The organism is Streptococcus mitis subsp. hohhotensis (genome assembly GCF_000722775.1).
GTDB lineage: Bacteria > Bacillota > Bacilli > Lactobacillales > Streptococcaceae > Streptococcus > Streptococcus carlssonii.
On sequence record NZ_JPFZ01000009.1, the window covers coordinates 667536 to 687584 of the forward strand.

Here is a 20049-nt window from a genome sequence, read left to right on the forward strand (position 1 = left end):
CATATGGCATTTGAAAAAACCATTCAGTTAAAAAATTGTCGTTACGACTACACTCTTAGCCCTTCTGTTAAAAAATTCACCCTTAAGGACAACACCTTTTTTGAGACTAAGGTTGGTAACTATGAATTGACTCGCCTTTTGGAAAAAGTGCCAAACAGCGGTGAAGGCTTCCAACTCAAAATCATTATTAACAAGGAACTTACAGGGGCTAAAATCAATATCACTGACAAGTTTGGCCTTCGTCTAGTTGATATTTTCAAATCAGAAGACCACCACATTCATCAGGAAAAATTCTACTTCCTCATGGATAGCTTGGTAGAACGTGGTGTCTTTACAAAATCAGAAAGATAGAGCCAAAATGTTTGAACTAACTTATAAGGACAGCTATCATGTAGAGCGCACTCTCAAGTATGATGATTACGAGGCTCTCATGCTGGCTCTGTCAGGATGTGTGACTCTGCCAGATACACTTTATGTAACCTCTTTGACCTTTCAAGGGCAGGAAGTTTACCAAGGACTGGTCGGAGACCTCTACCGTTTTCTATCACATGCAGATTTTTTACATCAAAACTAAGATTTTTCTTAGTTTTTTCTTGTTTTTGTTGATTTTTTCACAATGTTTCTATAAAATAGAAGAATAGAAAGGTTGTGATTTTGTGAAAGATAAACAGTCTGCTATTCCAAAAGCTACAGCGAAAAGACTCTCTCTCTACTATCGAATTTTTAAGAGATTTCATGCAGAAAAGATTGAACGTGCCAACTCTAAGCAAATTGCAGAGGCCATTGGGATTGATTCCGCGACCGTACGTCGTGATTTTTCCTATTTTGGTGAACTTGGTCGTCGTGGATTTGGCTATGATGTCAAAAAACTGATGACATTTTTTGCCGATTTGCTCAATGATAACTCTATTACCAATGTCATGCTGGTTGGTATTGGAAATATGGGGCATGCCCTTCTCCACTACCGTTTCCATGAGCGTAACAAGATGAAGATTATCATGGCCTTTGACCTTGATGACCATCCTGAAGTCGGTAGCCAAACTCCTGATGGAATTCCCATTTACGGAATTTCTCAAATCAAGGATAAAATCAAGGATGCTGATGTGAAGACTGCTATCCTGACCGTTCCCAGCGTTAAGTCACAAGAGGTCGCTAATCTCTTGGTTGATGCTGGCGTGAAAGGAATTCTTAGTTTTTCACCAGTCCATCTGCATTTACCAAAAGATGTGGTCGTTCAGTATGTCGATTTGACAAGTGAACTCCAAACCCTCCTCTATTTCATGCGAAAAGAGGATTAGAAAGCGAAAATCATTTTATGAAAAAACCAGTTATAGGGATTACAGGAAACGAAAAAACTCATCCAGATGATGACATCATGATGAGCTACGCAGCAAAAGGCTTTGTTGAAGGCGTTAAAGACGCTGGAGGGATTCCCATCATCCTACCGATTGGTGATCAAGAAATGGCCTGCCACTATATCAGTATGGTTGACAAGCTCATCTTGTCAGGTGGACAAAATGTTGATCCAAAATTCTATGGTGAACCAAAAACCATTGATAGCGATGACTACCACCTTCAAAGAGATATCTTCGAACTGGCCCTCATCAAGGAAGCGATTAAACAGAAAAAGCCCATTTTCTCTGTCTGCCGTGGAACTCAACTCTTTAACGTTGCCATGGGTGGAACTTTGTATCAAAATATCGAAGATCACTGGCAGGATTGTTCCGCAGAGTACACAACCCAACGCTTGGTGACAGAACCTGATACAGTTCTTCGAGAAATCTATGGAGAAATTTCCCATATCAATTCCTTCCACCATCAGAGCATCAAGGATTTAGCACCAAATTTAAAGATTGCGGCTCATGATCCTAAGGATGGCATTATTGAAGCTGTCATGAGTACGGATGATGTTGCCTTTCTCGGTGTCCAATGGCACCCAGAATTTCTATTTGAAAATCGTCCCAAAGATAAAAACCTCTTTGACTATGTCGTTAATGAACTTTAGATTAAATCCGTCTTTTCACGGTAACTAAAGTAACTAGAATGTGAGACAATCAAATGGTCCAAGAGGACAATTCCCATCAGGTCGCAGGCTTCTTTCACAAGTTTAGTGACATGATCATCATTTCGGCTAGGCGCTACCGCTCCTGAAGGATGATTATGGACCAAGATGAGTGAAGTCGCCATATGCTTGATAGCATAGTGAAGAATCTCTCGCGGCTCAGCGATACTACGAGTTGCAGAACCGATAAAAATGGTCTGTTGATGGATGATTTGATTTTGAGTATTGAGATAGAGCGCCACCAGGTGCTCTTGTTTTTTATCCCCCAATTCCTGTTGCATCTTCTTGGCCAACTTTTGACTGCTGAGAATACTTTCCATCTCAATAGTCTCATGTTTATGAATACGATGCCCCAGTTCAATCATTGCTTGTAATTCTATGGCCTTAACGCGCCCGATACCAGATAGACTCTGCAATTCCTGCAGGGTCATTTTTTTCAAATCTGTTAGGCTTGAAAGATTATTCAAGACTTTCTGGGCAATTTCAAAAACGCTAGCTTGACGTGTTCCTGTCCTGAGTAGAATAGCTAGCAACTCTTGGTTACTGAGCGCTTCAACTCCTTCTTTGGCCAGTCTTTCTCTTGGCAGCAGTGAATCTTCTTGGAATGAAATACTGTACATAAAAATCCTCCTCACTTTATTATTCGTGAGAAGGATGGAAAATTAGATTTTTTTCTCAATTGGAGCCACACTGGCTAAAAGTTTTTTCAAACCAACTTCTGGGAAATTGATTTTCAATTCCTGCGTAGCACCACTACCTGAAACTTCCAGAACGGTTCCCTCTCCCCATTTCTTGTGGAGAGCAATGTCACCAATAGACCAATTTGTCTCGCTAGACGCTAATTTTGCACCAGCTGTAAATTGACCAAATGGAAGACCGCTTGACTGAATAGTTTTTGGTGCCACACCGCGTTTACGGTCTTGGAGGGCCTGCGCCAAACTCATACCTTGACCGAAGGCAAGACCACCACTGCTATAAGATGCCTTAAAGCTTGTATTTGCTGGACGAGCCAGACCTTGATACTCAAGTAAGTCTGAACTAATTTCATTAATAAAACGAGTCGGACGGTTGTAGTTGGTACGACCAAAAAGCAGGCGTGAGTTGGCATTGGTCAGATAGAGAATTTTCTCTGCACGCGTGATACCTACATAGGCTAGACGGCGTTCTTCTTCTAATTCATCTTGATCTTCAGCTGCACGGCTAAGCGGAAAGACATTTTCTTCCATCCCAATCAAAAAGACAACTGGAAACTCGAGACCTTTGGCAGCATGCAGGGTCATTAGGGTCACTTCTGATGTCTCCTGACTACCTGAATCTGTGTCCGCAATCAAGGCCAGGTCATTTAAGAAACGACTCAGTTTGTCCAAACCAGTTTCCTCTTCTGGACCATCAGAGGTATCATCAAAGTTTTTCGTCACAGAAAGGAACTCTTCAATATTTTCAACCCTAGCCTTGCTTTCTAGAGTCGCTTGGGTGTTAAGAATATCGACATAACCTGTTTTTTCTAGGACGGACTCAACTAACTCAGTAATGCTTAAGTGGTCCAGTTGCTCCCGCAAATCCAGAATCATATTGGCAAAATCCCAGATAGACTGGGCTGCTTTACCCTTGATACCAGATAACATGATATTAGCAGAAGCATCTAGCATGGACATATCTTGCATATTCGCAAAGTCACGGATTTTCTCAACTGTACCTGGCCCAATTCCACGTTTCGGTTCGTTGATAATACGCTCAAAACTGATATTGTCACTCAAATTGGCAATAAGATTGAGGTAAGCGATAATATCTCGGATTTCCTTACGGCTGTAGAACTTGGTTCCGCCAACCATGGTATAAGGGATATTTGACTTGAGCAAGGCTTCCTCAATAGTACGGGACTGCGCATTAGTACGATAAAGAACTGCAAAATCCTTGTGAAGGAAGTTTTGACTCCGACCAAGTTCATCGATAGTTCTGGCTACAAATACAGCCTCATCTAGCTCATCATTGGCACGATAGTAAACGATTTGTTCCCCATCAGCGTTTTGAGTCCAGAGATTCTTAGGACGGCGGTTTTTATTGTTTTTAATGACCTCGTTGGCCGCTTGGAGAATAGTTTTGGTTGAACGATAATTCTCCTCCAACAAAACAACCTTGGCTTGGGGATAATCTTTCTCGAAGTCCAAGATATTCTGCATATCAGCACCACGCCAACCATAGATAGACTGGTCCGCATCCCCAACAACACAGATGTTTTTAAAACGTGAAGCCAAGAGTTTGACCAATTGATACTGGGCATGGTTAGTATCTTGGTACTCATCAACATGGATGTACTGAAACTTCTGCTGATAGTAGGTCAAAACATCAGGATTTTGATCAAAGAGACGTAGGGTCAGCATAATCAAATCATCAAAGTCAACAGACTCAGACTGACGCAGTTCTTTTTGGTAAGCAGTGTAGCACTGGGCCACGATTTGCGTGTACATATCTCCAGCTTGGGCAGCATAAGCCACATCATCAATCAGATCATTCTTAGCATTGGAAATAGTCCCTAAGATACTCCGTTCATTCCATTTTTTAGGATCCAAGTTCAACTGTTTGAGAATGCGTTTCATGAGCGTTCGCTGTTCACCAGGATCGACAATTGTAAAATTGCGATTGTAGCCAATATGGTCCGCATCGCGACGCAAAATACGCACACACATGGAGTGGAAGGTCGCAATCAGACAGTCCTGAGTGGCTGGATTAAGGTTATAAGCACGCTCTTTCATCTCACGCGCAGCCTTGTTAGTAAAGGTAATGGCCAAGATATTCCAAGGATTAACCAGCTTTTCATCAATCAGATAAGCAATACGGTGGGTTAAAACACGGGTCTTACCAGAACCAGCCCCCGCCATGATTAACAAGGGCCCTTCTGTCGTTTGCACCGCCTCAGCCTGACGGTCATTCATTCCATTTAATAATGCGTTCATCTTCTCTTCCTTACTCTTGAAGTCAATATTTCTATTATATCAGAATTCAGGGAAAATATCTTTACCTAGACTGGTTACGTGTAGAAGGAAACTTCTTATATCTAGATAAAAAATGAGCTTGGGTATTATTTCCAAACTCATTTATTACTCAATAAAAATCGAAGTGCAAACTAGGAAGCTAGCCGCAGGCTGTACTTGAGTACGGCAAGGTGAAGCTGACGTGGTTTGAAGAGATTTTCGAAGAGTATAAAGTCAATTGCAATATACTAGAACAAGCCTAATACTGTTCCATCGCTTTCAACATCCATGTTGAGGGCTGCTGGTCGTTTGGGAAGTCCTGGCATGGTCATGACATCGCCAGTTAGGGCAACGATAAAGCCTGCCCCTAATTTTGGTACCAATTCACGAATAGTAATTTCAAAGTTTTCAGGTGCTCCAAGTGCATTTGGATTATCTGAGAAACTATATTGAGTTTTAGCCATACAGATTGGCAATTTGTCCCAACCGTTTTGAACGATTTGAGCGATTTGTGTTTGAGCTTTCTTCTCAAAGTTCACTTTGCTACCACGGTAGATTTCAGTAACAATCTTTTCAATCTTTTCTTGGACAGAAAGGTCATTGTCATACAAACGTTTATAGTTAGATGGGTTTTCAGCGATAGTCTTGACAACTGTTTCGGCAAGTGCTACTCCACCTTCTGCGCCATCAGCCCAGACACTTGCCAACTCAACTGGTACATCGATTGAGGCACAGAGTTCTTTCAAGGCTGCGATTTCAGCTTCTGTATCAGAGACAAATTCATTAATAGCTACGACTGCTGGAATACCGAACTTACGGATATTTTCAACGTGGCGTTTCAAGTTAGCAAAACCGGCACGAACCGCCTCCACATTTTCCTCTGTCAAAGCGTCTTTAGCCACGCCACCATTCATCTTAAGGGCACGAAGGGTTGCTACAATAACTACTGCATCTGGAGAAGTTGGCAAGTTTGGTGTCTTGATATCAAGGAATTTCTCGGCACCAAGGTCTGCACCAAAACCAGCTTCAGTAACTGTGTAATCAGCCAAGTGAAGGGCTGTTGTAGTTGCTAAGACAGAGTTACATCCGTGAGCAATATTGGCAAATGGACCACCATGTACAAAGGCAGGTGTACCGTAAATTGTCTGAACTAGGTTCGGCTTAATCGCATCCTTCAAAATCAAAGCTAAAGCACCTTCAACCTGCAAATCACCTACAGAAACAGGTGTACGGTCATAGCGATAACCGATTACGATATTGGCCAAACGACGTTTCAAGTCCTCGATGTCTGTTGCCAAGCAAAGAATTGCCATGATTTCGGAAGCAACTGTAATATCAAATCCATCCTCACGAGGAATACCGTTTAGAGGACCACCAAGTCCAACGGTCACATGGCGAAGAGCACGGTCGTTCAAATCCACAACACGTTTCCAGAGGATACGACGTTGGTCAATTCCCAACTCATTCCCTTGGTGCAAGTGGTTGTCAATCAAGGCAGAAAGAGCGTTGTTGGCAGTTGTAATGGCATGCATGTCTCCAGTAAAGTGGAGATTGATATCTTCCATTGGCAACACTTGAGCGTAACCACCTCCTGCAGCACCGCCCTTAATCCCCATTACTGGACCAAGAGATGGTTCGCGGATAGCGATCATGGTTTTCTTGCCAATCTTGTTCAAGGCATCCGCAAGACCAATGGTAATAGTTGATTTTCCTTCACCTGCAGGTGTTGGGTTGATGGCAGTAACCAGAATCAATTTTCCAACTGGATTACTCTCAACTGCACGAATTTTATCAAAGCTGAGCTTAGCCTTGTACTTTCCGTACAACTCCAAATCGTCGTAAGAAATACCAAGTTTCTCTACAACATCAACGATTGGCTTCAACTCAATACTCTGTGCGATTTCAATATCTGTTTTCATTCAAAACTCCTCTAACCTCTTTTATGATAATTCATTATAACACAAAACAAGATTTTTAACATCCTTAAACTCTCTAAACGTTCGTAAATATCCCTGTTTTTAAGGTTTTTAGAGTCCTTTCTTAAATTTTATATGGCTTTATAGTTTGAAACTATATTCTTTCCTTTTACCAAAATTTTATCACTTTCATTTTACTTACCGTTTATTTTTGTGTACAATAGTGCTATGAAAATTTTAGTTACATCGGGCGGTACCAGTGAAGCTATCGATAGCGTCCGCTCTATCACTAACCATTCCACAGGTCGCTTGGGGAAAATCATCACTGAAACCTTGCTTGCTGCTGGGCATGAAGTTTGTTTAATTACGACAAAACGATCTTTGAAGCCAGAAGCTCATCCCAACCTAAGTATTCGAGAAATTAGCAATACCAAGGACCTTCTACTGGAAATGCAAGAACGTGTTACAGATTATCAGGTTTTGATTCACTCAATGGCGGTGTCTGATTACACTCCTGTCTATATGACAGGGTTTGAGGAAGTTCAATCTAGTTCCAATATAGAAGAATTTTTAAGCAAGCAAAATCATCAAGCTAAGATTTCTTCAACTGATGAGGTTCAGGTTTTGTTTCTGAAAAAAACACCAAAAATCATCTCTTTAGTCAAGGAGTGGAATCCAGCTATTCATCTGATTGGCTTTAAGCTACTGGTTGATGTTACCGAAGACCATCTGGTTGACATTGCTAGAAAAAGTCTTATCAAGAACCAAGCAGACTTGATTATCTCAAATGACCTGACTCAAATTTCAGCAAACCAGCACAGAGCTATCTTTGTTGAAAAAGATCAGCTTCAAACAGTCCAGACTAAAGAAGAAATTGCAAAACTCCTCCTTGAAAAAATTCAAGCCTATCATTCTTAGAAAGGAAAGCTATGGCAAACATTCTCTTGGCTGTAACGGGCTCAATCGCCTCTTATAAGTCGGCAGATTTAGTCAGTTCTCTAAAAAAACAAGGCCATCAAGTCACTGTTTTAATGACTCAGGCTGCTACAGAGTTTATCCAACCTTTGACACTACAGGTACTCTCACAGAATCCTGTCCATCTAGATGTCATGAAGGAACCCTATCCTGACAAAGTGAATCATATCGAGCTTGGAAAAGAAACGGATTTATTCATCGTAGTCCCTGCAACAGCTAATACTATTGCAAAACTAGCTCACGGCTTTGCGGACAACATGGTAACCAGTACAGCTCTAGCCATGCCCAGTCATATTCCCAAACTCATCGCACCAGCAATGAATACAAAAATGTATGACCATCCGGCAACTCAGGCTAATCTGAAAACATTAGAAAGCTACGGCTATCAGCTGATTGCTCCTAAGGAATCCCTACTAGCTTGTGGAGACCACGGACGAGGAGCTTTAGCTGACCTCACAATTATTTTAGAAAGAATAAAGGAAACTCTCGATGAAAAAACGCTCTAATATTGCACCCATTGCTATCTTTTTTGCAACCATGCTTGTGATTCATTTTCTAAGCTCACTTATCTTTAACCTTTTTCCATTTCCAATCAAACCGACCATCGTTCATATTCCTGTCATTATTGCCAGCATTATCTACGGTCCACGCGTTGGTGTTACACTTGGATTTTTGATGGGGCTACTTAGCTTGACAGTTAATACGATTACAATTTTACCAACAAGCTACCTCTTCTCACCTTTTGTACCAAACGGAAATATCTACTCAGCTATCATTGCCATCGTTCCACGTATTTTGATTGGTTTGACTCCTTATCTAGTCTATAAACTGATGAAAAACAAGACAGGTCTGATTCTAGCTGGTGCCCTGGGTTCACTTACCAATACAGTCTTTGTACTTGGTGGAATTTTCTACCTTTTTGGAAATGTCTTTGATGGTAATATCCAAAAACTCCTAGCAACTGTTATCTCAACAAATTCGATTGCTGAATTAGTTATTTCCGCAGTTCTAACCCTAGCCATTGTTCCAAGACTACAAACCTTGAAGAAATAAAAACAATCTCCGCTTTCAAACATGAAGGTGGAGATTTTGCTCTATATCGTTACTATTATTAGTGAAATCTTTACCAATATTTAATTTAAAATGGTCTATAAACTTAGGTAAATCCTTGATTTATTGTCTTGTTTATTATACTATACTAGTGTATATACAGTTAAAAAGGAGATTCTTATGAACACACGGAAAAAGACACAATTTATGACAATGACTGCCCTCTTAACGGCTATTGCAATTTTGATTCCAATTGTTATGCCTTTCAAGATTGTCATTCCACCTGCTTCTTACACTCTGGGGAGCCATATCGCTATTTTTATTGCCATGTTCTTGTCGCCCTTGATGGCAGTTTTTGTCATCCTAGCCTCTAGTTTTGGTTTTTTGATGGCTGGCTATCCCATGGTTATCGTTTTTCGAGCTTTTTCCCATATCTTTTTTGGTACTTTGGGAGCTCTTTACCTACAAAAATTCCCCGATACCCTTGATAAACCAAAATCTTCCTGGATTTTCAACTTTGTGTTAGCGCTTGTCCATGCCCTTGCTGAAGTATTAGCTTGTGTCGTTTTTTATGCAACTTCCGGTACCAATGTAGAAAATATGTTTTATGTTCTATTTGTGCTAGTTGGATTTGGTACAATTATCCATAGTATGGTAGACTATACATTAGCACTAGCTGTCTATAAAGTGCTTCGAAAACGCCGTTAAAAGGAAGAACTATGACAAAAGATCGCAAACAAGCCCTTCTCCAACTCTTGAAAGAAGCTCCAAAAGCCCTCAATGGCCAAAGTTTGGCGGAACATTTTCATGTCACACGTCAGGTCATTGTGCAGGACATTGCAATTTTGAGAGCCGATGGCGCTCCTATCCTATCCACTAATCGTGGCTACGTCTATAAGCAAGTTGATGTCAATCCATACGTCCACAAACTTTTCAAAGTCAAACATGAAGTTGAAGAAATCGGTCAAGAACTCCTTGCTATCGTAGATAATGGAGGGCGTGTCCAGAACACCTTGATTGACCATCCCGTTTATGGAGAAATTGAAACCTTGCTGAAACTGTCTTGCCGCAGAGATGTGCAACATTTTCTAGAACAAGTCGAGCATTCTGACTTCAGACCTTTGTCTGAATTGACAGATGGCATCCATTACCACCTAGTCGAAGCCGAGACACAACAAGACCTCCACTATATCGAGGAGGCCTTGGATCAGCTCGGTTATTTAGTAAAGGATTAGAAAATTTTCTGTTCCCAATCGTCTTCTGTACGGCGAGGGTAGAAAAATTCAGATTTGTCAGGATCTTCCATCATCTCCATCAAGGGTAATATATCATAGGCCAAATCCAAGTTTGGAATCTGGTCTTTTTGAATCCAATAGCTCAAATAGTAACAATGATATTTAAAAACCACATGGAATGAAAATTAACAACTACTTGCTTACTAAAAATATATCACCAGTTATGTTGATCAACATTATCCTTAGTCACAAGATAAATTGGAGAAACTGTTTCTTTTTCCAGTTTTTTCCCTTGATAATGATCTATTGCTGATTGAATAGCAATTTCACCCATCTTAGCTGGTTGCTGAGCGATAGTGGCAGTAATATCACCTTTTGCAATAGCGTCATGTGCATCTGGTTGACCATCAATACCAACAATTAATACATTGCTAAGACCAGCTGCTTTTACTGCTTGTGCAGCTCCTAACGCCATCTCATCATTCTGTGCAAAGATTGCTTGTACTTCTTTGTTTCCTTGAATCATATTTTGCGCTGTATTCAAAGCTTTTGCGCGATCAAAATTAGCGGATTGACTAGAAAGAACATCTAAATTTGTCTTTGAAATTTGTTCAAATCCTTTACCTCTATCTACAGTTGCAGAAGCGCCAGGGACTCCTGATAATTCAAAAGTTTTTGCTTTTTCTCCCAATTGCTTGGTAATAAATTCGGCAGCCATTTTACCTGCTTCTACGTTATCAGAAGCAACAGTTGTCAAGACTTCACCACCATTACTACCGCGGTCAATTAAGATTACTGGAATATTTGCATTATTAGCAGCTTTAATAGATGTAACAATTGCATCAGAATCAACTGGATTAATTAGTAAAGCATCTACATTTTGACTAATAAAATTCTGAATATCATCTGCTTGTCTAGCAGCATCATCTTGTGCATCTGCTATCTTCAAAGTTACTTCTTTTTCTCCTGCGGCTTTTTCAAGACCATCTTTCATAGCTACAAAATAGGGATTGTTAGTAGTCGAAATAGAAACTCCTAATTTTAATTCTTTTGCCGACTTTTGAGTCGTAGATTTATTATCATTTGATGAATTTCCTAAACCAGTTTTTCCACAAGCTACTAAAGCAAAAATAAATGTTACAAACAAAGCAAAAATGCTAATTTTTTTAATAATTTTCATGTTATTACTCCTCGTAATATATATCTATAGGGATAGTTTCCATCCCGACTATTGTTCGTCATCTAATAAATTGTTGCTATTTCCAAAAAAATTGAAAATGATTCTACTGTTTTACAACTTTAAAACGATCAATCAGAACAGCAATTAAAATTACAACTCCTTTTACTACTTGCTGCCAAAATGCTGACACACCGATAATATTAAGTCCATTATTCAAAACCCCAATAATTAAAGCACCTATTAAGGTCCCCAGTATACGACCTTTACCTCCTGATAATGAGGTTCCCCCAAGAACAACAGCTGCAATAGCATCCATTTCATAACTAGCACCTGCTGTTGGTTGAGCAGAACTTAAGCGTGATGTTATAATCAATCCAGAAATTGAAGCCATCATACCTGAAATTGAATAAATGATAATTTTCACTTTATTTAGTTTCACACCTGATATATATGCTGCTTTTTCATTCCCCCCTATAGCATACACAGATTTACCAAATGCTGTTTTATGAAGTAAAACATATAAAACAATAAATACAATAAACATAATAATTACAGGAAATGGAATTCCGACTATGTAACCTTGCCCCAAAAATTGAAATAAGAATGTATCACTTAATCCTTTTGTAATAGGATTCCCATTTGTATAAACAAGTGTTGCGCCTCTAAAAATAGTCATAGTTGCTAAAGTAACGATAAATGGAGCTAATTTCCCGTAGGAAATCAATAAACCATTCATCATCCCCAGAATGCAACCCAAAATTAAAGAGATGAGAATTGCTAATGTAACAGGCATTCCAGATCCTAATAGGCCAGCTGTGAGCGCACTGGATAAGGCTAAAATTGATCCAACTGATAAATCAATTCCACCTGTTAGAATAACAAAAGTCATTCCAAAAGCGATCAGTGCATTTGATGTTACTTGCAATAGTAAATTTAACAGATTATTTGCTGTTAAAAAATTTGAATTGATAATAGTGATGACAGCCATTAAAATTATCAATGCTATTACTGTTGTCAATTCTGACATATACTTCATAGTATTTTTCACACTATTGTCCTCCTGTAGCTAGTTGCATAACTTTTTCTTGTGTAGCTTCTCGACGTGTTAATTCCCCACTAATTCTACCTTCATGCATGACCATAATGCGATCACTGACTCCAATCACTTCTGGTAAATCTGAAGAGACCATAATAATCGGTACACCTCGTTCAGCCAATTCATTCATTAATTGGTAAATTTCACGCTTAGCTCCAACATCTACCCCACGAGTTGGCTCATCTAAAATCAGTACTTTTGGTGCAATACCTATCCATTTTGCTAAAACTACTTTCTGTTGGTTACCACCAGAAAGTGTTCCAACTTCCTTATCTGGATAACCTGATTTAATTCGTAGCCTATCAATTAAACGTTGTACAAATATATCACTTGTTTTATTATCGAAAATGCCATTTTTAACAAAATCACGAGTATTAGGTAAAGTCATATTATCTTTAATAGAAAAATCTAAAATCAATCCCTCATCTTTACGATCTTCTGTTAAGAAACCAATTCCATGCTTAATTGCTTCAAAAGGATTTTTAATTATCAGTTGTTCTTCGTTTATTATAATTTGACCAGATTTTAAAGAATCAATTCCAAAAATTGCTCGCATTATTTCAGTACGACCAGCACCCATCAAACCAGAAAAACCAAGAATTTCCCCTTGACGTACATAGAAAGAAATATCCGTAAAAGCATCACCAGAAAGATTCTTAGCTTGAAAAACAATATTCCCAATCTCAGCCTTTTTTTCTGGATAATAATCTTCTAATTCACGACCTACCATCTTCTGAACTAATTCATCCGCATTAGTTAAGTTCGTTTTCTTGGTATCAATTACAAACCCATCCCTCATAACAGTTATAAGATCTGTAATCTTAAAGATTTCTTCCATCCGATGTGAAATATACACAATACCTACACCATCAGATTTTAATCCTTCTATCACTTTAAAAAGTGTTTCAGTTTCACGATCAGTTAAAGCTGCTGTGGGTTCATCCATAATTAACAAGGAAACTTCTGATAATAAACATTTTGCTATTTCTATCATTTGTTGTTGTCCGACTGATAATTGACCAATGATTGCATCAAGAGGAATAGAGATATTAAGACGTTTAAATGCTTCTTTAGCTTTCCTTTCCATACTAGCTTTATCTAAAAACCCAATCGAATTTTTTATTTCTCTTCCTAAAAAAAGATTATCAAGTACAGTCATATCTGGCCAAGTATTCATTTCTTGATGAATAAAACTCAGTCCAAACCGTTCTGCCTCTTGAGGATTAGAAAATGTTTTTTCTTTTCCATCAATAAAAATAGTTCCTGAAGTAGCTGGAAAAAGTCCAGTTAAAATATTCATTAAGGTTGATTTGCCTGCACCATTCTCTCCCATTAAAGCATGAACTTCTCCTGAATTAAGAACCAAATCAATACTTTCTAAAACACGATTATTCCCAAAAGATTTTGAAATGTTCTTCATTTCAATTTTCATAGGCAACCCCCTTCTAAATAATAACTCCTGATTGCAAGATTATATTCGAATATGGTGTATCTTCCCCAGTGCGAATAACTGCCTTAACTTTAGTATTCATAGCTTTCAATTCTTCATGACTAATATATTCAATAATTATATTCGATCCTAAAAGATCTAGAACTGCTTGCCACTGTTCTTTGTTTTTTTCCTTAATTTCTTCTGCTAAGAAAATTTTTTCAATAAGTACATGATCTGAATATTCTTTTAAAACTTCTAAAAAACTTGGACTGCCTTTTCTTAATGCTAAATCAATTTTATCAACACCTTTTGGAACTGGCAATCCTAAATCTCCGATACAAACCAAATCCATATGACCTAAATCATCAGCTAGTTTTGCTATATTACTATTTAAAATCCCATATTTCTTCATATCCTGAATGCTCCTTTATTTCTTTCAAACTCGGCATGCCTCCTTGCGCTCCAAATCTTTGAACAGAAAGATGTGAAGCAATCGTTGCAAAGGACAATGCAACATTCATCTCTTTTCCTTTTGAGATAGCATAAGCAAAAGCACCATTAAACGTATCTCCTGCTCCTGTAGTATCAACTACTTCTGCTTTTATAGCAGGAATCTTCTGAACTGCTGTCCCATCATAATAAATAGAACCTTCAACTCCTAATGTCACAATCATTTTATTAGGATAAATTTTAATAATTTCTTCTAATTTCTTATCTGGAAAAAGCTCTGAACATTCATGCTCATTAGGAGTAATAAAATCACAAAAAGGAATCATCTCTATGTCTGTTTCTCTAACTGGTGCAGGATTGTAAAGTACCTTAACTTTATTTTCTTGACAAAATTTAGCTATAGATAAGTTGGCTTCATGTGGTATTTCATTTTGTAATACAACAATACTTGCATCACTAATCAATTCCCACTCATTTTTCCAATCATTTGTTTTAACTAAATTATTCGCTCCGGGATAATAAATAATCCTATTATCACCTCCATATAAAGTAATTTGTGCAACTCCTGTAGATTGTGGTACCGTTCCCACATATTCTATAGAAATATTATTATTTTGCAGATTGCTTAGTAAATCTGCTGAAAAAATATCTTCCCCAACGTCCCCAAATATGTAAATATTATCTTCTACACTGGATAATCTACCAATAGCTACAGCCTGATTTGCACCTTTTCCACCTGGAACTATATTAAATGAATCCCCAAAAATCGTTTCACCTCCTTCTGGAATCCTTTTTGTTCTCATAACTAAGTCCATTGAAATGCTTCCAACAACAACAATTTTACTCATTTCTTTCTCCTTAATGTATTTCTTTCTATGTACCTAACAGGGAGTTTAATTTTAGCTTCATCTATAGAGAACTTATTTGCCATATTATAGATTAGCTTTGCAGCCTGTTCTCCCATTTTATATGATGATTGGTGGATAGTTGATAAAGAAGGATAAATAAATTGACTAAGTACAATATCATCATAACCAATGATTTGAATATCATCTGGAATTTTTTTCCCAATTGCTAAAATTTCATGAATATAAGCTATCGCATGAATATCAGAAGGTGCTATAATACTATCAATATTTGGATTTCTTTTTAGATTCTCTTTAGCTTCTTTTTGAATTTTTTCAAAGTCAAACGTTTCACTTTCTTCAATACAAATCTCTAAAGATTTATTGCTCAAATAGTTTAAACTGGCTTCAAATCGTTCCGCAATGTTCTCAGCTTTATCATCTAAAACTTTAATAATCATAACTTGCTTAGCGCCAGCATTCCAAATTGCTTTAGCAGCCAAACGTCCACCCAACTGATTATCAGAAAAAACACCATAGCCTGTATCTTTACTAATCCGGTCAACCACAACAACAGGTAATGTTAGATTTGGAAATTCCTTTGTAAAGTCAAGTGTTGTTATAATACCAGCTGCATTTGTTTTTAACAAAAGGTTTATATATTCTTCTAACGAATCATGATCTGAAATAGTACCAACCATAATCCTATAACCTTTATCTTTCAAATATGATTCGGCTCCTCGAACCAATCTTGGGAAGAAGGGATTAGAAATATCTGGCAATAAGAGTCCTACCATTTGATTTTTTTAGTTTTTAAAGATTGTGCTAATACATTTGGTGTGTAATTTAATTTCTTGATAGCATTTTTTATCTTTTCTCTCGCATCATCTCCGACATAGCCTTTTTTCGAAATATATCTTGAAACTGTTGACTTTGATACTCCAGCTTCTTCAGCAACCTGTTTTATTGTAGTCATCACTCCTCCTTTTTATATTGTGGAACCGTTCCCTTATGTATATAGTAAGCGTTTTCTTTGTTTTTGTCAATACTTTTTTAGAAATATTTTAAATTTATTTCAGAGTATATATGTTTTTTCCTAATCTTCTATTACTATTAGACAGAAAACACAACAAGACCTCCACTATATCGAGGAGGCCTTGGATCAACTTGGTTATTTAGTAAAAGACTAAAAAATCTCTTTCTCCCAGCCATCTTCTGTACAGTGGCGGTAGAAAAACTCCGACTTGTCCGGAGCTTCCATCATCTCCATCAAGGGTAACATATCATAGGCCAGATCCAAGTTTGGAATCTGGTCTTTTTGAATCCAAGAAACTTCTCCTTCATCTGAAGAGCGAAGGCTACCAGAGAACTCAGTCGCCTTATAACAAATGACAATATAGCGCCCACCTGTATCTAGTGGCCAATTTTTAATGCCTACCAGTTGCGGATTTTGGATAGTCAATCCTGTTTCTTCGTAGATTTCACGAATGACAGACTCCGCAAAAGACTCGCCATTTTCTACATGGCCTCCTGGAAAGGCATAACCAGACCAGCGATTGGTTTCAGGAGAGCGATACTGCATCACCACGCGCTGAGTTTCAAGGTCTTCAATCAGACAAATGTTTGTTAAAATCGTTAATTGGGAGCGGGACATAAATTTACTCGCTTTCTAAGATTTAATTTTCTATCATATTTTTACTTTAAATTTCATAACCAGAGGATTGATATTCATGAATGTCATGGGTCAAGAATCCTCTAAAAGCCTGAAAAAGTCTGATAACGCCTTTGGAAGATTCTTGTTTTTAAAAATAATCCATAGATTAATAAACAAAGTTAAGCAAAGTCAAAATAATCAGATATTCCATAAAACAGTGTCAAGTTTAAACCAAACAGACCTAGAATAATTTGGATAAGTACAAATGTAAGATCAATAGTTCTTAACATAGTCTGATGTTTCACTACAATTGGTTCTTTTTTTCAATATGTTTTACTATTAGTAATCTTAACACCTGTTAGATATAAATTAACCAGATTAGTAATAATTAAAGATAATATTGTAATATTAAAGAAATAACATTTATTTATCTTTAAAACTTTCCTCATCATTTCTAAACTCTACTGAACCGAATTGAGTAATATCAATCTTCTTTACAAAAGGAAATACTGCAAATATAGAACTAGTTAACAAAAAAGCTAAATCAATCCATGTTAGTTCAATTTTTAAACACTTAAACAATCCCCATATTATAAATATAGTAAGCGCTAGAATTGGGCTTATGTAATTCAAACTATTAAAAGCTTCTTTTAAACTTTTTCTTTGTTCTTGCTTCTGTCTCTCTTTTTCATAAATTGCAGTTGCAGAGCTTCGTGCTAATAATTCTTCATAAGATGGTAAATCTACTTCTTTGAAAGTAAATTGAGATTTTTGCTCATCATCCACTACTTGAAATAGTCTATTGATCGTAAAAATCGCTTGATCCTCATTACTCTTTAAAACATAATAAACTGGTACATCCATACCATTAGTCTGAAGAAGTTGTTTAATTCTACTATTAAATCCAGACAATTGTTGTCTGGAAAACGAGTCTACTCTACCTATTTTTAATTCAAAAATTGCGATAATTTCTTTTGTATTATAATCTATAATTGCAAAATCGGTTACAAAATTTCCAAGTCTATACTCTTGTAACACTGTTTCTTCTGAATATTTTTCTAATAATTTTTTCTTAAATTCTTTTTCAAAAGTTACTATAGTAGTTTTATTAATCATTATATCTCATTTCTTAAATTTTATTTCTAAACATACTTAATTATATACAAATAATTATAATTCCCCTAATCCAACGCCTTGACTTCCAGCATCATATCACGTATCTGAGCTGCTAGTTCAAAGTCAAGCACTTCAACAGCTTCTTGCATTTGTTTTTCTAGTTTCTTGACGAGTTCTTTGCGTTCTTGTTTGTTGAGGCTATTGATGTCAACTTCCTTGTCCTCTTCCTTAGCAACTGCCTTGGTCACGGCAATCAGGTCACGGATTTCTTTCTTGATTGTCTGTGGTACAATACCATGCTCTTCATTATAAGCCATCTGGATTTTGCGACGGCGGGCAGTTTCATCGATGGCACGTTGCATAGACTGGGTAACCGTGTCCGCATACATGATGACATGACCTTCGCTGTTACGGGCAGCACGTCCAATGGTCTGGATGAGTCCACGCTCGTTTCGAAGGAAACCTTCCTTGTCAGCATCGAGAATAGCTACCAAGCTTACTTCAGGAACGTCAATCCCTTCACGGAGCAGGTTGATTCCGACCAAGACATCAAAGACACCCAAGCGCAAGTCACGGATAATCTCTGTCCGCTCTAAAGTCTTGATATCTGAGTGCATGTACTTGACCTTGATGCCCATTTCCTTGAAGTAGTCGGTCAAGTCCTCTGCCATTTTCTTGGTCAAGGTTGTGATAAAGGTTCGCTCGTTCTTTTCAACACGGGTATTGATTTCACCTAAGAGATCATCAATCTGTCCCATAGTTGGACGGACTTCCACCTCAGGATCCAAAAGCCCTGTCGGACGAATAATTTGCTCAATCACTGTCTCGGTCTGTTCATTTTCATAGTCACCTGGTGTCGCTGAAACATAAACAATCTGATGAACGTGACTCTCAAACTCCTCCCGTCGGAGAGGTCGATTGTCCAAGGCTGATGGCAAGCGGAAACCATAATTAACCAGCATTTCCTTACGAGAACGGTCTCCATTGTACATACCCTTGATTTGTCCCATGGTCATGTGACTCTCGTCAATCATGATTAAGAAATCATCTGGAAAGAAGTCGAGAAGCGTATAAGGAGGCTCACCTTCGCTCCGTCCATCCATGTGACGTGAATAGTTTTCAACCCCGTTGGTATAGCCCATCTCGCGTAACATTTCGATATCATACTCTGTCCGCTGTTTCAAGCGCTGAGCTTCAAGCAATTTGCCTTCCTTTTCAAAGACAGCTAGTTGCTCTTCTAATTCGGCCTGAATTTTAGCAATGGCAACTTCCATGTGATCATCATTGGTCACAAAGTGAGTAGCTGGGAAAATCGCCAAATGATCCACTTCTCCTAGTACTTGACCCGTCAGAGCCTCAACTTCACGAATACGGTCAATTTCGTCTCCAAAAAATTCCACTCGAAAGGCGTGTTCATCACGGGAAGCTGGGAAAATTTCCACCACATCCCCACGCACACGAAATCTGCCCCGTTGGAAATCAATATCGTTGCGCTCAAACTGGATATCCACCAAATCATTCAAGAGTTTATCACGCGAAATCTCAAGACCTGGACGGAGACTAACCACGCTATCAGAGTATTCCTTAGGCGAACCCAAACCATAGATACAAGAGACAGAAGCCACAACGATGACATCATTACGCTCTAGAAGGGCTGAAGTCGCTGAGTGACGGAGCTTGTCAATCTCGTCATTGACTGAACTGTCCTTCTCGATATAGGTATCGCTAGAAGGGACATAAGCCTCTGGTTGGTAATAATCATAGTAAGATACAAAATATTCAACAGCGTTCTCAGGGAAAAATTCCTTGAACTCCCCATAGAGCTGACCTGCAAGAGTCTTGTTATGGGCAATGACCAGAGTTGGTTTATTAACTTTGGAAATGACCTGACTCATGGTATAGGTCTTCCCTGTTCCAGTCGCCCCCATCAGAATCTGAGCTTTTTCTCCACCCTCGATATTATCTACCAACTGCTCGATAGCTTGGGGTTGATCTCCTGATGGTTGATATTTTGATACTAGTTTAAATTGATTATCTGTAATGCGGTTAATCATAAGAATCCTCTC

The 20049-nt window shown here is 38.2% G+C and carries 20 protein-coding genes and 3 pseudogenes; 10 read left to right on the plus strand and 13 right to left on the minus strand.

The features are described 5' to 3' along the window. The first annotated feature begins 3 nt into the window (after positions 1–3). The 4 genes from SK608_RS05860 to SK608_RS05875 all read left to right on the plus strand — a co-directional run bounded on the left by SK608_RS05860 (position 4) and on the right by SK608_RS05875 (position 2005). Positions 4–351, plus strand: coding sequence for a DUF1831 domain-containing protein (locus SK608_RS05860; RefSeq protein WP_000863540.1), 348 nt, complete (start codon positions 4–6; stop codon positions 349–351). Between the two features lie 7 nt (positions 352–358). Next, a complete protein-coding gene (locus SK608_RS05865) occupies positions 359–574 on the plus strand; it encodes a DUF4649 family protein (protein ID WP_033677296.1) in 216 nt (71 codons plus the stop codon). A gap of 82 nt (positions 575–656) precedes the next feature. Beyond that, complete coding sequence (locus tag SK608_RS05870) at positions 657–1298, plus strand: redox-sensing transcriptional repressor Rex (RefSeq protein WP_000653414.1); 642 nt, start codon at positions 657–659, stop codon at positions 1296–1298. 17 nt (positions 1299–1315) lie between these two features. Next, complete coding sequence (locus SK608_RS05875) at positions 1316–2005, plus strand: gamma-glutamyl-gamma-aminobutyrate hydrolase family protein (protein ID WP_033677298.1); 690 nt, start codon at positions 1316–1318, stop codon at positions 2003–2005. On the opposite strand, the gene radC is transcribed toward SK608_RS05875, so the two are convergent. From radC to SK608_RS05890, 3 genes are all read right to left on the minus strand, one after another. Beyond that, a complete protein-coding gene (radC, locus tag SK608_RS05880; protein ID WP_033677299.1) occupies positions 2002–2682 on the minus strand; it encodes a RadC family protein in 681 nt (226 codons plus the stop codon). The two genes, SK608_RS05875 and radC, sit on opposite strands and share 4 nt — an antisense overlap. A gap of 42 nt (positions 2683–2724) precedes the next feature. After that, a complete protein-coding gene (pcrA, locus tag SK608_RS05885; RefSeq protein ID WP_033677300.1) occupies positions 2725–5016 on the minus strand; it encodes a DNA helicase PcrA in 2292 nt (763 codons plus the stop codon). 266 nt (positions 5017–5282) lie between these two features. After that, positions 5283–6953 carry a formate--tetrahydrofolate ligase gene (locus SK608_RS05890; RefSeq protein ID WP_033677301.1) on the minus strand — a complete coding sequence of 557 codons (1671 nt, stop codon included), beginning with the start codon at positions 6951–6953 and terminating at the stop codon, positions 5283–5285. Positions 6954–7178: 225 nt separating this feature from the next. Here SK608_RS05890 and coaB point away from each other — a divergent pair, with 225 nt between their 5' ends. The 5 genes from coaB (at position 7179) to SK608_RS05915 (ending at position 10210) form a co-directional block, all read left to right on the plus strand. Beyond that, a complete protein-coding gene (gene coaB / locus SK608_RS05895; protein ID WP_033677303.1) occupies positions 7179–7868 on the plus strand; it encodes a phosphopantothenate--cysteine ligase in 690 nt (229 codons plus the stop codon). Positions 7869–7879: 11 nt separating this feature from the next. Continuing rightward, positions 7880–8431: a phosphopantothenoylcysteine decarboxylase gene (gene coaC, locus SK608_RS05900; RefSeq protein WP_033677305.1), complete on the plus strand. Its 552-nt coding sequence runs from the start codon at positions 7880–7882 to the stop codon at positions 8429–8431. Further along, positions 8415–8978 carry an ECF transporter S component gene (locus tag SK608_RS05905; RefSeq protein ID WP_000747412.1) on the plus strand — a complete coding sequence of 188 codons (564 nt, stop codon included), beginning with the start codon at positions 8415–8417 and terminating at the stop codon, positions 8976–8978. The genes coaC and SK608_RS05905 overlap by 17 nt, the downstream gene beginning before the upstream one ends. Before the next feature lie 177 nt (positions 8979–9155). Continuing rightward, positions 9156–9683, plus strand: a complete 528-nt coding sequence (locus SK608_RS05910; protein ID WP_031227900.1) for an ECF transporter S component — start codon at positions 9156–9158, stop codon at positions 9681–9683. An 11-nt stretch (positions 9684–9694) separates the two neighbouring features. Further along, positions 9695–10210 (plus strand): transcription repressor NadR, encoded by a 516-nt coding sequence (locus SK608_RS05915; RefSeq protein ID WP_000159189.1) that lies wholly within the window; start codon positions 9695–9697, stop codon positions 10208–10210. Here SK608_RS05915 and SK608_RS05920 read toward each other — a convergent pair. From SK608_RS05920 to SK608_RS05950, 7 genes and pseudogenes are all read right to left on the minus strand, one after another. Further along, positions 10207–10347, minus strand: a pseudogene (locus SK608_RS05920) (NTP pyrophosphohydrolase); the annotation flags it as partial. The gene SK608_RS05915 and the pseudogene SK608_RS05920 sit on opposite strands and share 4 nt — an antisense overlap. Positions 10348–10424: 77 nt before the next feature. Continuing rightward, positions 10425–11390, minus strand: a complete 966-nt coding sequence (locus SK608_RS05925) for a substrate-binding domain-containing protein (RefSeq protein ID WP_000691495.1) — start codon at positions 11388–11390, stop codon at positions 10425–10427. Between the two features lie 103 nt (positions 11391–11493). Further along, positions 11494–12438, minus strand: a complete 945-nt coding sequence (locus tag SK608_RS05930) for an ABC transporter permease subunit (protein WP_023938584.1) — start codon at positions 12436–12438, stop codon at positions 11494–11496. A 1-nt stretch (position 12439) separates the two neighbouring features. Beyond that, positions 12440–13918 carry a sugar ABC transporter ATP-binding protein gene (locus SK608_RS05935; protein WP_033677311.1) on the minus strand — a complete coding sequence of 493 codons (1479 nt, stop codon included), beginning with the start codon at positions 13916–13918 and terminating at the stop codon, positions 12440–12442. Between the two features lie 13 nt (positions 13919–13931). Beyond that, positions 13932–14330 carry a D-ribose pyranase gene (gene rbsD / locus SK608_RS05940; RefSeq protein WP_000759835.1) on the minus strand — a complete coding sequence of 133 codons (399 nt, stop codon included), beginning with the start codon at positions 14328–14330 and terminating at the stop codon, positions 13932–13934. After that, positions 14305–15216 (minus strand): ribokinase, encoded by a 912-nt coding sequence (rbsK, locus tag SK608_RS05945; RefSeq protein ID WP_033677313.1) that lies wholly within the window; start codon positions 15214–15216, stop codon positions 14305–14307. The genes rbsD and rbsK overlap by 26 nt, the downstream gene beginning before the upstream one ends. Continuing rightward, positions 15213–16189: pseudogene (locus tag SK608_RS05950) on the minus strand (LacI family DNA-binding transcriptional regulator). Before SK608_RS05950 ends, rbsK begins: the two are co-directional and overlap by 4 nt. 136 nt (positions 16190–16325) lie before the next feature. Between SK608_RS05950 and SK608_RS11165 the strand changes: the two are divergent. Further along, a pseudogene (locus SK608_RS11165) lies at positions 16326–16403 on the plus strand (DNA-binding transcriptional regulator); the annotation flags it as partial. Here SK608_RS11165 and SK608_RS05955 read toward each other — a convergent pair. The 3 genes from SK608_RS05955 to uvrB form a co-directional block, all read right to left on the minus strand. After that, the gene (locus SK608_RS05955) at positions 16400–16867 is read right to left on the minus strand and encodes an 8-oxo-dGTP diphosphatase (RefSeq protein ID WP_033677315.1); all 468 of its coding nucleotides are present in this window, start codon (positions 16865–16867) and stop codon (positions 16400–16402) included. The pseudogene SK608_RS11165 and the gene SK608_RS05955 sit on opposite strands and share 4 nt — an antisense overlap. A gap of 423 nt (positions 16868–17290) precedes the next feature. Then, complete coding sequence (locus SK608_RS05960) at positions 17291–17983, minus strand: hypothetical protein (RefSeq protein WP_033677317.1); 693 nt, start codon at positions 17981–17983, stop codon at positions 17291–17293. A gap of 65 nt (positions 17984–18048) precedes the next feature. Continuing rightward, entirely contained in the window at positions 18049–20037 is a 1989-nt protein-coding gene (gene uvrB / locus SK608_RS05965) for an excinuclease ABC subunit UvrB (protein ID WP_033677319.1), read from the minus strand. Positions 20038–20049 lie beyond the last annotated feature (12 nt).